The sequence below is a fragment of the Pseudotabrizicola sp. 4114 genome, from assembly GCF_031457365.1.
Lineage (GTDB): Bacteria > Pseudomonadota > Alphaproteobacteria > Rhodobacterales > Rhodobacteraceae > Pseudotabrizicola.
The window spans coordinates 558,181-573,130 of record NZ_JAVDWP010000002.1; the positions used below are offsets into that span (position 1 = coordinate 558,181).

The window sequence follows — 14,950 nt, forward strand, 5'->3', positions numbered from 1 at the left end:
TCACTCGGCAGGCACGGCACTGGCCGCCGGTTGTGCGGTCATCGCCGTTCCGCGCCAGTCAAAGCCACGGCGCAGGAAGGTGGTCAGCCAGATCACCGGCATCATCAGATCGCGCAGGATCAGCAGGAACAGCCCCTGCACCCCCATCGGCCACCCGGCGCGGGCGGCCAGAAACACCTCTGCCAGATACCACAGCGCGATGTAGCCAACACCAAACGCCAGATCGGCCCCGGACAGGGTCAGGGCCGCAAAGACGCAGGTAATGGGGGCCACGCCCCCGTTCAGCACCTCAAAGGCAAACAGCAGCGGAAAGGCATCGCGCCGCACCCGGCTCCACCGCAGCTGGCGGCTCCAGACCTGCGCCAGGGTGCGCCGACCGATGGGCTGCGTAAAGGGCAGCGGCGTCAGCGTCACCTCGCGGCCCATGTCGCGCGTGATCCGCGTGGCGGCGGCGTCTTCGGCCAGCGTCTGCCCCAAGGCGCGCAGACCTCCGGCATGTTCCAGCAAGGGTTTGTTGAAAAACAACGTCTTGCCCTGCGCATAGGCCGGCCCGACGCTGCCGGCGGCAAACTGCAAAAGCGCCTGATTGCTGTTGAGGAACGCACATTCCAGATGGCCGCCAAGGTTTTGCGGACGAATGCCGAGCGGGGGCGACGACACGATGCCGGTTGCAGGCCCCCAGGAGCCGACCACCGTGGCCAGATAGTCCGGCGGCAGCAGCAGGTTGCTGTCGGTCATGCAGACCCAGTCGCCGCTGGCGGCATTCCAGCCTTTCCAGACGTTGTTCAGCTTCGGGTTGCCCGAGATCCGGTCATAGCCCACCAGCAGCCGGGCAGGCACCCGGGGATTGCGGGCGATCAGACGGTTGACCAGCCCGATTGCCGGATCATCCGGGGATTGCGCGCAGAAGATGATCTCGTAGCGCGGATAGTCCTGATCAAATGACGATTGCAGCGTTTCTTCGTCAAACGGGTCCAGCCCGCACACCGGGCGCAGCAGCGTCACAAAGGGCTGGCCGATCACCCCGCCGGTTGGCTGGGGGCGGTCCAGTCGGCGCAGATACAGCCAGACTGCCACCAGATGCGCGAGCATCAGAATCGCAGCCGCTGCCGCGAACCCCATTGCCATCATGTCGCGCCCTCCGGCTCCGCTGAGGCCATTCCGGCATGGATCGCCGCCGCCACCGGCCGCCAGGACAGCAGCCGCAGGGTGCCGTCATGGTCCTCGGCAAGGGCGGTCATGCTGTCCAGCCAGTCGCCGCAATTGGCATAGGTCAGCCCATGGTCATCATGCAGCCCGGCAATATGGAAATGCCCGCAGATCACGCCATGCACGCCCTTTTGCCGGGCCAGATCCACCAGACGCCGCTCATGCTTGCGGCCGCGGTACAACAGCGAGTTCACGCCGGCGAGCAAGGCTTCGATCGTGCTGCGGGCTTCCGCCGAACTGCCCCGCCGCAGCACGGACAAGCCACGATCCAGACGGCGCAGGATATGGTCGATCCGGCTGCCCAGTCGGGTCATGACGTGGGACCGCACGACACGCGCATCGGCAATGTCACCATGCAGCACCAGATAGCGGCGCTGGTCTCCGGCGTGATAGATCAGCTCATCCACCGCCGCCACATCCAGACATTTCGGTTCTGGGGCCAGCGTCGGGTCGGGGTCGTGGTTGCCGCGCAGATAGTGGATCACCGCCCCGGCCTGCTGCCGGTCGCGCAGATGGTCGAGCACGCGCTGCGCATCCTCGGTCCAGTGCGGCAGCAACGGTTGCCACAGGTCCAGAATGTCCCCCACCAGAAAGTAGGTTTCGGCGCGGTTGTGCTGCAGGAAAGACAAGATCAGGTCAGACCGGCTGCCCAGTGTGCCCAGATGCAGGTCCGACAGAAACAGACCCCTGTGATGCCGGATTGATCTGGTCATGCAACTGCTCCGCGCCACCCTTTGCCCCCTCTCTCGCGCAAAGACGCGACGGGCGTATGAAGGATTTGCTGCATTGCGGCGACAGTTGCGGCGGAAGGCCGGACAGACTGACCGATGTGCCACCATTTGTTGCTATTGCACAGGCCCTGCAACACGGGCATGATTTTGGGGCATCGCCTGGGAGCCCCTATGATTTCCGATATCCTGATTGCCCTGATCGCGACGCTTCATCTGTGGATTCTCGTGCTGGAGATGTTTCTTTGGGACAAACCCGCCGGGCTGCGCGCCTTTGGCCTGAAGCCGGAGTTTGCAACCGCGACCCGCACGCTTGCGGCCAATCAGGGGCTGTATAACGGGTTTCTGGCGGCCGGTCTGATCGTCGGGCTGCTGCAAGGGGCCGAGGGCTACGCCTTCAAGCTGTTCTTTCTGATCTGCATCGCCGTCGCCGGGATCTTTGGCGCAGCGACCTCCAGCCGGAAAATCCTGTTTATCCAGACCGTGCCAGCCGTGCTGGCGATTGCCGCACTCCACTTCGGCTGACGCCGTCAGCGTCGGGTGAGGTCAGCGGCCTGCCCCTGAAAACCGCCCCGCCTCAAACGGGGTCAACGCAATGGCGGGCGCGCGTCGTGCGGCAAGGGCGGCCACCAGTTCTGCCGTGCCCGCCGATTGGGTCAGGCCAAGGTGCCCATGGCCAAAGGCATAGATCACCCGGTCCGCACGGCGCGCCCGGGCAATGACCGGCAGGCTGTCGGGCAGCGACGGGCGAAAGCCCATCCACTGCGTGCCGCCCTGCGGATCGAAACCGGGCAGAAAGGCCGCGGCCTTCTGCACCAGAACCTCGGCCCGCCGGTAGTTGGGCGGCAGGGTCAGCCCCCCAAGCTCCACCACGCCGCCCACCCGCAGCCCCGCACCGATGCGGCTGACCACAAAGCCGTGGTTGGGGAAGGTCAGATGCGTGCGCAGACCGACGCTGTCGGTGGGAAAGGTGGTGTTGTAGCCGCGCTCGGTTTCCAGCGGAATACGCTCGCCTAGCGTGCGCGCCAGATGATGCGACCAGGCACCCGCTGCCAGCACGACCTGCGCCGCCCGCATCGGTCCGGTGGTGGTCTCCAGCGTCACGCCCGCGCCCTCCTGCCGCAGCGCGCGAACCTCTGCGATGTCGATCTCGCCGCCCGCAGCTGTGAACTGCTGTGCCAGATGCTGCGTCCAGCGCGCGGGATCGGTGGTGTTGATCCAGTCCGGCGTGAATCCGGCATGGGTAAAGCGGGGCGACAGGCCGGGCTGAATCTCGGCAATCGCGCCGGGGCTGTCCAGCAGATCAAAGGCCACGCCGTGGTGGCGGCGCAAATCCCACGCGGGCAGACTGGCGTCGAACTGCGCCTGCCCCTCATACAGCTGCAATTGCCCCTCGCGGCGCATCATCGCCTCCCCCGAGACGCGGGGGATCAGCCGCTCCAACGCGGCGCGCGAATGCTGCATCAGGCTGGCTTGCGCAGCGACCGCTGCGGCGTAGCGGTCGGCCCGCGTGGCGCGCCAGAAGTGCAGCATCCACGGCGCGATGGTCAGCGCATAGCGCGGGCGCAGCGACAACGGCCCCAGCGGGTCCAGCAGCCACAACGGCGCTTTGCGCAGGATGCCGGGGCTGGCCAGCGGCTCGATATCGGTAAAGGCAAAGGCCCCGGCATTGCCAGCCGAGGTCTCAGTAGCCACGCCTTTGCGGTCCAGAATCCGCACCCGGTGCCCATCCGTCTGCAACGCGAGCGCGGTGGTGACGCCGATGATTCCGGCCCCGATGACGATGATGTCCAGAGTGTCAGTCGCGGCCATGCTGCGGATCTAACCTGCGCGAAGGGAAGGGGAGGGCCCGGCACCACAGCGGCACCGGACCGGGTGTCAGGCGCCGATGCCGTCCTTGAACGGATCGGCGGGGTCGAAGATCAGCGTGCTTTCGGCCATTACAAAGGCCTGCCCGGTGATCAGCGGGATCACACCGCCCGTCGGCCCCTGCCGCCACGACAGCCGGTAGGTGCTGCCGATGATGCTTTCCTGCACAATCTCGTCGCCCTCGGCCAGCCGCCCGTCAGCGGCCAGACAGGCCAGCCGCGCCGAACAGCCGGTGCCACAAGGGGAGCGGTCATAGCTATCGTCGGGGCACAGTACAAAGTTGCGGCTGTGCGCGGCGGGGCTGTCGGCAGGGCCATAGAGGATCACGTGATCCACCGTGATGCCTTGCGCCAGAACCGCCGTGCGCAGGGCAACGCTCAGATCGGTCAGCTGACGGATGTTGGCGGGGACGACAGGAATGGGGCTGGGGTCCACCAGAAAGAAATGGTTGCCGCCATAAGCCACATCACCGGTGATCTGGTGTGGGGCAGCGCCAAATCCCTCCACCGCAACGGTCAGCCCTTGGTGCAGCCGGCGGCTTTCGACATTGGTGACGGTCACGGTATGCGCGTCGGCCACATTCACGGCCACCACCCCCACCGGCGTTTCGATCAGATGGCGACCCGGACCGATCCGCCCCATGTGGGCCAGTGTCACCGCCAGCCCGATGGTGCCATGACCGCACATGCCCAAAACGGCTGCAGCGTCGAAAAAGATCACCCCTGCCACACAGGCCGGATCCACGGGCGGCACCAGCAGCGCGCAGACCATCGCGACCTGACCGCGCGGCTCGGCACAGACCGCGCGGCAAAACGCCCGATGATCCTGCGCCAACCGGGCCGCGCGATCCGCCAGCGACCCAAGGCCAAGCTCCGGCCCGCCGGTCAGGATCACCCGCGTCGGCTCGCCCCCGGTATGGCTGTCGATCACATGCATTCAGCGATCACTCCACCCTGCTTTGACCAGTTGGCAAACCAGGCGTTGAACTGGTGGAACTGCGCCGTGCAGAACCCGGCCTGCGAGGGCGACAAGGTGTCGGTCTCATAGATGTTCAGCCGGTACTGCTCTTCGCCCTTCAGCACCATCAGGTGTTTGAAATACAGGACCAGATCAACGCCTTCGTCGAATTTGGCCAGCACCGAGAATGCCTCGGCCAGCTCGCGGGCGCGCAGATCGGACTCGACGCATCCCCCGGCGGCGCGGCGCGACAGGGCGACCTGAAGCAGGGTTTCCTTGGGAAAGATCGTGCCGATCCCGGTGATTGCCCCGACCGCGCCACAGCGGACAAAGCCGTGATAGACCTCGGTATCAACCCCCACCATCAGGATCACTTCGTCATCCTGCGAGGTGATGTGCTCTGCCGCATAGCTCATGTCGGCCTTGCCGCCGAATTCCTTGAACCCGATCAGATTGGGATGCTCGGCGCGCAGGGCAAAGAACAGATCCGCCTTGGTCACATAGCCGTAATACGGGCTGTTGTAGATGATCGCGGGCACGTCGGGGGCCGCGTCCAGAATGGCTTTAAAATGGTTGCGCTGCGCCGCGACCGACTGGCCACGCGACAACACGCGCGGGATCACCATCAACCCCGCCGCGCCGATCTCCTGCGCATGGGCCGCATGGGCCACGGCCGATCTGGTGTTGACCGCGCCGGTGCCGACGATCACCGGCACGCCCGCCTGTGTCAGTCGCGCCACGCCCTCCATCCGCTCGGCGTCGCTCAGCAGTGGCCAGTCCCCGCAGGATCCGCAATAGACCACGCCCGACATACCTGCCGCCATCATCTCCTGCCCCTTGCGCACCAGCGCATCGAAATCGGGCCGGCGGTCGGGGGTGCAGGGGGTCAGCAGCGCAGGGATGGTGCCGTGAAAGACGTCCTGGTTCATGAAAAACTCCTGTTGGTCAGTGTCTGGCGGCATGGGTCCGTCAGCCTTTGGGATCGTCCGCGCGGTGTGTCATCCAGTCTTGGATTCGCGAAGACACTGGTGCTATGGTTGGCTCAAAGCTGATCTTAATTGGCAAAAAATGGTAATAAAAGAAAAATCATGAGCGAAGTGAAAAATACCTCAGGCTCTGCGGTCCCGCAGGCCTGGGACAAGGAGCGCCAGCAACTGCGCGTGGATCTGGGCGCGCGGATGAAAGCGGTCCGCCAGTCCTGCGGTTTCACGCTGGAGACAGCAGCACACCGCTCTGGCTTGGCCTTGTCAACGATCCACAAGATTGAAAACGGCCGGGTGTCGCCCAGCTATGAAAACCTGGTAAAGATCGCCCGCGCCTATGAAATCGGCATGGAACGGTTGTTCTCGGCGGATCACGAGGCAGCGCCGACCACACGACTGACCGTGACCAAGGCCGGCGAAGGGCGCAAGGTGCGCTCCAGGAACTTCGAATACGAAGTGCTGTGCAATGCGCTGGCCGAGAAAAAGATCATCCCGCTGGTCACGCGGGTGGAAAAACGCGCGCCGCTGACACCCGCCGATCTGGACTCGCATACCGGCGAAGAAACGCTTTACGTGCTGTCCGGCCGGGTCGAGCTGACGGTGGAACATTATCAGCCGGTGATTCTGGATGTCGGTGATTGCGCCTATTTCGACAGCACGCTGAAACACGGTTTGCGCGCGTTGGATGACACCGAAACCAAGGTGTTCTGGGCCTGCACCTACACCGATGTCGTGAACTGAAGCGGGGCGCTTCTGCGAAAAGAACCGCCTTGCCATCCGTTCGGTTCAAGCGGCACAGAATTCCGACAGATACAGCAGCGGGCGGACGGCACAGCGATAGCCTGAATGGATCCCGGAAATACGTTCCGGGTGATGCCTGTGATATGAGTTGATCTTGCTGTAAAAGAGATTGAATCGCGCGGAATGCGGAACTATTTCCCGATGACCCTGGGAATATCCGTATGACAATCGCCATCTCATCGCTGACCAAAAGCTTCGGGCCGACTCCGGTCTTGCGTGGCATTGACCTGACCATCAACGACGGAGAGCTGGTGGCGCTGCTGGGGCCATCGGGCTCTGGCAAAACCACGCTGCTCAAGATCATCGCCGGGCTGGATTGGCCCGATGCGGGCGGGCTTGTCGTCAACGGCCAGAACTGGCTGGATCTGCCCGCGCAAAAGCGGCGCATCGGGTTTGTGTTCCAGCATTACGCCCTGTTCCCGCACATGACCGTGCGCGACAACATCGCCTTTGGCCTGACCGTGCGCCCCCGCGCCGAGCGGCCCGGTAAATCGGTGATCGCGGCAAAGGTGACCGAGTTGTTGGCGCTGTTGCAGATTCCGCATCTGGCTGACCGCTACCCCACCCAGCTATCGGGCGGGCAACGACAGCGGGTGGCGCTTGGCCGGGCGCTTGCGATTGAGCCGGCGGTGCTGCTGCTGGACGAACCCTTTGGCGCGCTGGATGCCGCCATCCGCCGCGACCTGCGCCGATGGCTGCGCGAAGTGCATCAACAGACCGGATCGACGACGCTGTTCGTGACCCATGATCAGGAAGAGGCGTTTGAACTCGCCGACCGTGTGGTGGTGATGGGCGAGGGCCGGATCGAGCAGATCGGCAGCGCTGACCAGATCCATGACCGCCCGGCCTCGCCCTTTGTCGCCCGCTTCATGGGGGCCGTGGTCGAACTGCCCGTCACCCTGCGCGCGGGCCGGGCCGAGGCTGCAGGGCTGGATGCCCGCGCGCTGGAACGGCGGGCGATGGCCGATGGCCCCGCACGCCTGTTTCTGCGCCCCGATGCTATTGCGCTGGAGGCAGACCCGGCAAGCCCTTGGGTTCTGGCGCACAAGGCCAGCAACGGGGCGATGATCCGCGCCAGCTTGCGCCGTGCGGATGGCACCGAAGTTCCGGTCGATCTGCTGCGCCATTCCGCGCCCGATCTGACCCTTGGCACCGCTTACCGCCTGCGCCCCCTGACCGGCGCGGTCTTTCCTTTGGACGGCATCGCACAGAACGATACGCCCCGTCCGCTTCCCAGTCTCAAGGAGAAACGCCAATGAAACACGGATTGATCAAGGCCGCCATTTTGGCCGCCAGCCTTGGGGCCGCCGCCCCCGTCGCCGCGCAGGACAGCATCCTGAACGTCAGCTATGATGTCAGCCGCGAGCTGTTCGAAGCGCTGAACCCGGTGTTTGCCGCCAAGTGGAAGGCCGACACCGGCCGCGATCTGACCATCGACCAGAGCCATGGCGGATCGTCGCGTCAGGCCCGCGCCATTCTGGAAGGGCTGTCTGCCGATGTGGTGACCTTCAATCAGGAGACCGACATCGACGTGCTGGCCGAGGGCGGTCTTTTGCCCGCCGACTGGCGCGACAAGCTGCCGAACGGCGCCTCGCCCTATTACTCCCTTCCCGCGTTTCTGGTGCGCAAGGGCAACCCCAAGAACATTCAGGACTGGTCTGACCTTGCCCGCGAAGACGTGGCCCCGATCTTCCCCAACCCGAAAACCAGCGGCAACGCGCGCTACACCTACCTTGCCGCCTATGCCTACGGGCTGGAACAGAACGGCGGCGACCACGCGAAGGCGCAGGAGTTCGTCAAGGCGATCCTGTCCTCGGTGCCGGTGTTCGACACCGGCGGTCGCGCGGCCACCCAGACCTTTGCCGAGCGTGAGCTGGGTGATGTGCTGGTGACGTTCGAGGCCGAAACCGGCGGGATTGCCCGCGAATATGCCGACAAGGGGTTCGAGCGCGTGACGCCCTCGCTGTCCTTGTTCGCCGCTTTCCCGGCGGCGGTGGTGACGGAAAATGCTGAAAGCAAAGGCACGACCGAGGTGGCGACGGCCTATCTGGAATGGCTGTATTCGCCTGAGGCACAGGATATTCTGGCGCAGAACTTCTACCGGGTGAACGATGCCGAAGTGGCCGCGAAATACGCCGCCGACTACCCCGAGGTCCGGCTGGTCACGGTGGATGAGGTGTTTGGCGGCTGGGATGCGATCCGGGCTGAACATCTGGCCGATGGCGCGATCCTCGATCAGGTCTTTGTCAACCAATGACCACCCTTGCCGCGCCCATCCGCGCCAAGCGTGTCTTGCCGGGGTTCACACTGAGCCTCGGCACCACGCTGCTGTACCTGACCGTGATCATCCTGATCCCTGTTCTGGCGCTGATCCTGAAAGGGGCCGAGATTGGCCCGGCGCGGTTCTGGGCCATTGTAAGCTCCCCCCGCGCAGTGGCCGCGTTTCAGATCACCCTGACCGCCGCCGCAATCGCGACGGCGTTCAACGCGGTCTACGGCCTGCTGATGGCATGGGTGCTGGTGCGCTATGACTTTCCCGGCAAGCGGCTGCTGGATGCGCTGATGGACATTCCCTTTGCCCTGCCGACGGCGGTGGCGGGGCTGTCGCTGACAGCGCTGTTCTCGGCCAATGGCTGGATCGGTGCCTGGCTGGAGCCGCAGGGGATTTCGGTGGTCTACACGATCTGGGGTATCGCTCTGGCCATGGCGTTCACCTCGGTGCCGTTTGTGGTGCGCACCGTACAGCCGGTGCTGGAGGATCTGGACCCGGCCTTTGAACAGGCGGCCCGCACGCTGGGCGCGTCAGAGCTTACGATTTTCTCCCGCGTGGTGTTTCCGCAGATCCTGCCGGCGTGGCTTGCGGGTTGCACCATCGCTTTCGCCCGCAGCTTGGGTGAGTTCGGGGCCATTGTGTTCATCGCGGGCAACCTGCCGTTCAAGACCGAGATTGCAGCGCTGCTGGCGTTCATCCGGCTGGAGGAGTTTGATTACAACGGGGCCGCTGCCATCGCGCTGGTGCTGCTGTTCTTTGCGCTGGTGCTGCTGGTGGTGTCGAACCGGCTGCAGGCCTGGGCCGCGCGGCACAGGGGGGCGTGATGCAGGCTGTTGCGACTTTGAACCCGAACCAGCGCGCTGTGGTGCCCCGTCTGCTGATCGGGGTGGCGGTGGCGCTGACGCTGCTGATCGTGGTGGCACCGCTGGCCTATATCTTTGCCCGCGCCTTTGCCGAGGGGTGGCGCGTCTATGCCGCGAACCTGAAGCATCCGGCAACGGTGCATGCGATCTGGCTGACCAGCATTGTGGCGCTGATCGTGGTGCCGATCAACATCGGCTTTGGCATCGCGGCCGCCTGGGCGATTGCGCGGTTCCGGTTCTGGGGGCGCGGGATATTGGTGACGGCGATCGAGATCCCGTTCTCGATCTCGCCCATCATCGCGGGGATCTGCTATCTGCTGCTCTATGGGCGGCAGGGGCTCTTGGGGCCATGGTTGCAGGCCAATGACCTGCAGGTGATGTTTGCGCTGCCCGGCATTGTGCTGGTCACGCTGTTCGTCACCGCGCCCTTTGTTGCCCGCGAAGTGCTGCCGTTGATGCAGGCCCAAGGGTCGGAGCAGGAGGAGGCGGCGGTGACGCTGGGGGCGAGCGGGTGGCAGGTGTTTACCCGCGTGACCCTGCCGAACATCCGCTGGGCGCTGCTGTATGGGGCGGTGCTTTGCACCGCCCGGGCGGTGGGGGAGTTTGGCGGGGTGTCGGTGGTGTCGGGCAATATCCGGGGCCAGACCAACACCTTGCCCCTGCATGTGGAGCTGCTCTTCAACGACCTGAACGCGACGGGGGCCTTTGCGGCGGCCTCGGTCCTGACCTTGCTGGCGCTGGTGGCGCTGGTGGTCAAGGCGGGGCTGGAGGCGCGGCGGGCTTAGGCCCCCTCTTCCCCCTGTGTTACACGGGGTTGAGCCTTTTGATTTCAATGGCTTGACCTGAGTGGATTTACGGATTTTTAACACCTTCGCGGGGGCATGGCCCCCCGCCCGGAGCGGTGCGGCTTGCGGGTGGAACCGGGGCCGTCAGGGCAAAAATCCGGAATGCAGGTCTTGAGAATTGACTTTCCGGTAAAATATCTTGCTAAGTTTGTCATGAAAGGGTGCCAGGGAGGCCGAATGTTACATGGATGTCATGTCTTTCGGGAATAGGTGCCCGGTCAGTATATCCCTAGGAGGAAGACAAACATGAAAACCGTAAACCTGCTGGTTGCAGGCTTTGTGGCACTGCCATTGGCAGCGCAGGCCCAGACCGAGATTTCCTGGTGGCACGCCATGTCTGGCGCGAATTCTGAAGTGGTTGACAAGATCGCCGCAGATTTCAACGCAAGCCAGTCGGATTACGTGGTGCAGCCGGTCTTCAAAGGCACCTATCCCGAGACGCTCAACGCAGGCATCGCCGCATTCCGTGCCGGACAAGCGCCAGATATCATTCAGGTGTTTGACGTTGGCACCGGGGTGATGATGGGCGCGCAGGGCGCGATCAAGCCAGTGGCCGAAGTGCTGACCGAAGCAGGCTTCAGCTTTGACAAGAGCCAGTATCTGCCGGGCATCGTCGGCTATTATTCCAGCCCCGAAGGCGAGATGCTGTCGTTCCCCTACAACTCGTCCTCGCCGATCCTGTATTACAACAAGGACATCTTCGAGAAAGCGGGCCTTGATGTGAACACCCCGCCGAAAACCTGGGCTGAGGTCTGGGCTGCGGCGCGGCAGATCAAGGAAAGCGGCGCTGCGACCTGCGGCTATACCTCGACCTGGCTGACCTGGATCCACACCGAGAACTTTGCCGCCTGGAACAACGTGTCCTGGGCCAGCAACGAAAACGGTCTGGCGGGCGTGCCGGAACTGGCGATTGACGGGCCGTTGTTCGTCAAGCATTTCCAGGAGCTGGCGGATCTGGGCAAAGAGGGCGTGTTTGTCTATGGCGGCCGCACCTCGGAAGCCAAGCAGAACTTTACCTCGGGTGAGTGCGGGATTCTGACCGAAAGCTCGGGGGGCTTGGGCGATATCGTCAAGGCTGGCATCAACTATGGCATCGGCCAGCTGCCCTATGACGAAACCGCCGAAGGCGCGCCACAGAACACCACGCCGGGCGGTGCCTCGCTCTGGGTGATGGGTGGCAAGTCGGATGAGACCTACAAAGGGGTTGGGACGTTCTTCAACTACCTGTCGCAGACCGAGGTGCAGCAATACCTGCACGAGCAGTCCGGCTATCTGCCGGTGACGCTGGCCGCCTATGAGGCGACCAAGGCGTCGGGGTTCTATGACACCAACCCGGCCCGCGAAGTGCCGATCCTGCAGATGTCGGGCAAGGAACCGACCGCAAACTCCAAGGGTGTGCGCGCCCCGAACCTGCCGCAGATCCGCGACATTCTGAACGAAGAGTTCGAGAAGATGCTCGCCGGTCAGCAGACCGCAGAAGAGGCGCTGACCTCGGCCAAGACGCGCGGCAACGCGGCGATCAAGGAAGCCACTGGCGGCTAAGGCCGTTTCCATCAGGCGCACACCGGCATAGGGCCGGTGTGCGCCTTTTCTTTTGACGCAAAGCAAGGAATGTGGATGCGCCGCACCGTCTTTCCGCACAAGCTGTTGCCCTGGCTGTTGCTGGCGCCGCAGCTGGCGATCACGCTGATCTTTTTCTACTGGCCTGCCGCGCAGGCGTTTCGTCAGTCTGTGCTGCGCGAAGACCCGTTCGGGCTGTCGAGCACGTTTGTCGGGCTGGCCAATTTCCGCAAGGTGCTGAATGACCCCGCCTATCTGAACGCGATGCAGGTCACGGTGGTTTTCTCGCTGCTGGTCGCATTTTTTGCGATGACGATTGCCCTGTTCCTTGCGGTTCAGGTGGAAAAGATCGTCCGGGGCAAAGGGTTTTACCGCACGCTGATGATCTGGCCCTATGCCGTGGCCCCGGCGATTGCGGGGATGCTGTGGCTGTTCATGTTCAACCCGTCCTTTGGCACGCTGGCCTGGCCCCTGCGCCAGCTGGGGATCAACTGGAACCCGTTGCTGGATGGCGAACAGGCGATGGCGCTGGTGGTGGCGGCGGCGACGTGGAAGCAGATCAGCTATAACTTCCTGTTCTTTGTGGCCGGGCTACAGGCGATTCCGAAATCCTTGCTGGAGGCGGCGGCGATTGACGGCGCGAGCCGGGGGCATGCGTTCCGGACCATCGTGTTCCCGCTGCTGGCACCGACCACGTTTTTCCTGCTGGTGGTGAACACGGTGTATGCCCTGTTCGACACGTTCGGCATCATCCATGCCGTGACCAGTGGCGGGCCGGGCCGGTCGACGGAAACGCTGGTCTACAAGGTTTACAACGACGGCTTCGTGAACCTGATCATGGGCGATTCCGCGGCGCAATCGGTGATCCTGATGGTGATCGTGATCGTGCTGACCGCGTTCCAGTTCCGGTTCATTGAAAAGCGGGTGCACTATGGATAACGGAACGACAAGCCCGCTGGCAGCGCGGGGTGCGGCGCGGTTGACGGCGCATTTCTGGATGATCCTCGGCGTGATCATCGTGGCGTTTCCGGTGTATTACGTGTTCATCGCGTCCACCCATTCGACATCGACCATCCTGCGCCCGCCCTTGCCGTTGCTGCCGGGGTCCGAGGGGTTTCAGAACTATTCTGACGCGTTTTCCGGGCAGATCGGGCAGATCGGCGGGGTCAGCCTGTGGCGTCTGCTGGGCAACACCACGCTGATTGCGATGGGAATTGCCTTGGGGAAGATCGCGATTTCGATGGCCTCGGCATATGCGATCGTGTTCTTCAAGTTTCCGCTGCGGATGGCGTGTTTCTGGCTGATCTTCATCACCCTGATGCTGCCGGTCGAGGTGCGGATTCAGCCGACCTACAAGGTGATGGTCGATCTTGGTCTGATCGACACCTATGCCGGTCTGATCCTGCCGCTGATCGCCTCGGCCACCGCGACGCTGCTGTTCCGGCAATTTTTCATGACCATTCCCGATGAGCTGCTGGAGGCGGCGCGGGTCGATGGCGCGGGGCCGTGGCGGTTTTTCAAGGATATCCTGTGGCCGCTGTCACTGACCAATGTGGCGGCGATCTTTGTGATCCAGTTCATCTATGGCTGGACGCAATATCTGTGGCCGCTGCTGGTCACGAACTCGAATGAAATGAACACCATCGTCATCGCGTTGAAAAAGATGATCTCTTTCGCCGATGCCGATACCCCCTGGAACCTCGTCATGGTGACTTCGGTGCTGGCCATTCTGCCGCCGATCCTTGTGGTCGTGCTGATGCAGCGCTGGTTCGTGAAGGGTCTTGTCGAGACGGAGAAGTAAATGGCCAATATCTTTCTGAACGACCTGCGCAAAAGCTATGCCGGGCAAGAGGTGATCCATGGGATCACGATGACCATCGCCGATGGCGAATTCGTGGTGATTGTCGGGCCTTCGGGCTGCGGCAAATCCACCTTGCTGCGCATGGTGGCGGGGCTGGAGGGGATCAGCGCGGGGACCATCGAGATCGGCGACAGGGTGGTGAACGATCTGGAACCGCGCCAGCGCGACATCGCGATGGTGTTCCAGAACTACGCTTTGTATCCGCATATGAGCGTGCGGGAAAACATGGCCTATGGTCTGAAGATCGCCAAGATGCCCAAGGCCGAGATTGACCAGCGGGTGGCCAAGGCTGCCGCCATGCTGGAGCTGGAGCCCTATCTGGATCGCAAGCCGCGCGCCCTGTCTGGCGGGCAGCGCCAGCGGGTGGCGATGGGCCGCGCGCTGGTGCGGGAGCCGTCGGCGTTTCTGCTGGATGAGCCGCTGTCGAACCTGGATGCCAAGCTGCGGGTTCAGATGCGGTTGCAGATCAAGGATCTGCACCAGACCACCGGGCAGACCATGCTCTATGTGACGCATGATCAGGTCGAGGCGATGACGCTCGCCGACCGGCTGATCGTAATGAACAAAGGCGTGGCCGAGCAGATCGCCACCCCGCATGAGGTCTACATGACCCCCGCCAGCGAGTTCGTGGCGGGGTTCATCGGATCACCGGCGATGAACATCTTTACCGTGCAGGTCGAGGCGGGCGTGGCGGTGCTGCCGGGCGGGCACCGGCTGCCGCTGGCCGGGCTGCCTGCGGACCGTGAGGTGCGGCTGGGGCTGCGGCCCGAGGATATGGAGATCGTGGGCGACGATACACCGGGGATTCCGGTGGTGCTGCGCTCGGTCGAATGGCTGGGGGCAGATGCCTTTGGCTATGGCATGATCGAAGGGTCGGACGTGGCGATTACGCTGCGCCTGCCGGGCAGCACGGGTGCGGCGCGCGGTCAGCGGCTGCGGGTGGCCCCGCCCGAGGGGCGTCTTCATCTGTTCGCAAGCGATACCGGCAAGCGGCTGTAAGCG

15 protein-coding genes are annotated in these 14,950 nt (G+C 63.7%); 10 read left to right on the forward strand and 5 right to left on the reverse strand.

Features of this window, described 5'->3' with window-relative positions; all coding sequences use genetic code 11:
* Together J2X53_RS07115 and J2X53_RS07120 are read right to left on the reverse strand one after the other, a co-directional pair.
* Entirely contained in the window at positions 1-1,131 is a 1,131-nt protein-coding gene (locus J2X53_RS07115; protein WP_349036780.1) for a ceramide glucosyltransferase, read from the reverse strand.
* Positions 1,128-1,922 (reverse strand): UDP-2,3-diacylglucosamine diphosphatase, encoded by a 795-nt coding sequence (locus J2X53_RS07120; protein ID WP_349036781.1) that lies wholly within the window; start codon positions 1,920-1,922, stop codon positions 1,128-1,130. The genes J2X53_RS07115 and J2X53_RS07120 overlap by 4 nt, the downstream gene beginning before the upstream one ends.
* 189 nt (positions 1,923-2,111) lie before the next feature.
* Between J2X53_RS07120 and J2X53_RS07125 the strand changes: the two genes are divergently transcribed.
* Positions 2,112-2,462, forward strand: coding sequence for a DUF1304 domain-containing protein (locus J2X53_RS07125; protein ID WP_349036782.1), 351 nt, complete (start codon positions 2,112-2,114; stop codon positions 2,460-2,462).
* A gap of 21 nt (positions 2,463-2,483) precedes the next feature.
* Here J2X53_RS07125 and J2X53_RS07130 read toward each other — a convergent pair whose 3' ends face one another.
* The 3 genes from J2X53_RS07130 to J2X53_RS07140 form a co-directional block, all read right to left on the reverse strand.
* Complete coding sequence (locus tag J2X53_RS07130; protein WP_349036783.1) at positions 2,484-3,749, reverse strand: FAD-dependent oxidoreductase; 1,266 nt, start codon at positions 3,747-3,749, stop codon at positions 2,484-2,486.
* 66 nt (positions 3,750-3,815) lie between these two features.
* Positions 3,816-4,742, reverse strand: coding sequence for a proline racemase family protein (locus J2X53_RS07135; protein ID WP_349036784.1), 927 nt, complete (start codon positions 4,740-4,742; stop codon positions 3,816-3,818).
* Positions 4,733-5,692: a dihydrodipicolinate synthase family protein gene (locus J2X53_RS07140; protein WP_349036785.1), complete on the reverse strand. Its 960-nt coding sequence runs from the start codon at positions 5,690-5,692 to the stop codon at positions 4,733-4,735. Before J2X53_RS07140 ends, J2X53_RS07135 begins: the two co-directional genes overlap by 10 nt.
* A 159-nt stretch (positions 5,693-5,851) precedes the next feature.
* On the opposite strand from J2X53_RS07140, the gene J2X53_RS07145 reads away from it, so the two are divergent.
* The 9 genes from J2X53_RS07145 (at position 5,852) to J2X53_RS07185 (ending at position 14,947) form a co-directional block, all read left to right on the forward strand.
* Complete coding sequence (locus J2X53_RS07145; RefSeq protein WP_349036786.1) at positions 5,852-6,487, forward strand: helix-turn-helix domain-containing protein; 636 nt, start codon at positions 5,852-5,854, stop codon at positions 6,485-6,487.
* Positions 6,488-6,708: 221 nt separating this feature from the next.
* Entirely contained in the window at positions 6,709-7,806 is a 1,098-nt protein-coding gene (locus J2X53_RS07150) for a sulfate/molybdate ABC transporter ATP-binding protein (RefSeq protein ID WP_349036787.1), read from the forward strand.
* Entirely contained in the window at positions 7,803-8,804 is a 1,002-nt protein-coding gene (locus J2X53_RS07155; protein WP_349036788.1) for a sulfate ABC transporter substrate-binding protein, read from the forward strand. Before J2X53_RS07150 ends, J2X53_RS07155 begins: the two co-directional genes overlap by 4 nt.
* Positions 8,801-9,643, forward strand: coding sequence for a sulfate ABC transporter permease subunit CysT (cysT, locus tag J2X53_RS07160; protein WP_349036789.1), 843 nt, complete (start codon positions 8,801-8,803; stop codon positions 9,641-9,643). The genes J2X53_RS07155 and cysT overlap by 4 nt, the downstream gene beginning before the upstream one ends.
* A complete protein-coding gene (gene cysW / locus J2X53_RS07165; protein WP_349036790.1) occupies positions 9,643-10,467 on the forward strand; it encodes a sulfate ABC transporter permease subunit CysW in 825 nt (274 codons plus the stop codon). Before cysT ends, cysW begins: the two co-directional genes overlap by 1 nt.
* Before the next feature lie 306 nt (positions 10,468-10,773).
* A complete protein-coding gene (gene ugpB / locus J2X53_RS07170; RefSeq protein WP_349036791.1) occupies positions 10,774-12,069 on the forward strand; it encodes a sn-glycerol-3-phosphate ABC transporter substrate-binding protein UgpB in 1,296 nt (431 codons plus the stop codon).
* Positions 12,070-12,144: 75 nt separating this feature from the next.
* Entirely contained in the window at positions 12,145-13,026 is an 882-nt protein-coding gene (gene ugpA / locus J2X53_RS07175) for a sn-glycerol-3-phosphate ABC transporter permease UgpA (RefSeq protein ID WP_349036792.1), read from the forward strand.
* Positions 13,019-13,888: a sn-glycerol-3-phosphate ABC transporter permease UgpE gene (gene ugpE / locus J2X53_RS07180; protein ID WP_349036793.1), complete on the forward strand. Its 870-nt coding sequence runs from the start codon at positions 13,019-13,021 to the stop codon at positions 13,886-13,888. The genes ugpA and ugpE overlap by 8 nt, the downstream gene beginning before the upstream one ends.
* Positions 13,889-14,947, forward strand: coding sequence for a sn-glycerol-3-phosphate import ATP-binding protein UgpC (locus J2X53_RS07185; RefSeq protein WP_349036794.1), 1,059 nt, complete (start codon positions 13,889-13,891; stop codon positions 14,945-14,947).
* Positions 14,948-14,950: the final 3 nt, after the last annotated feature.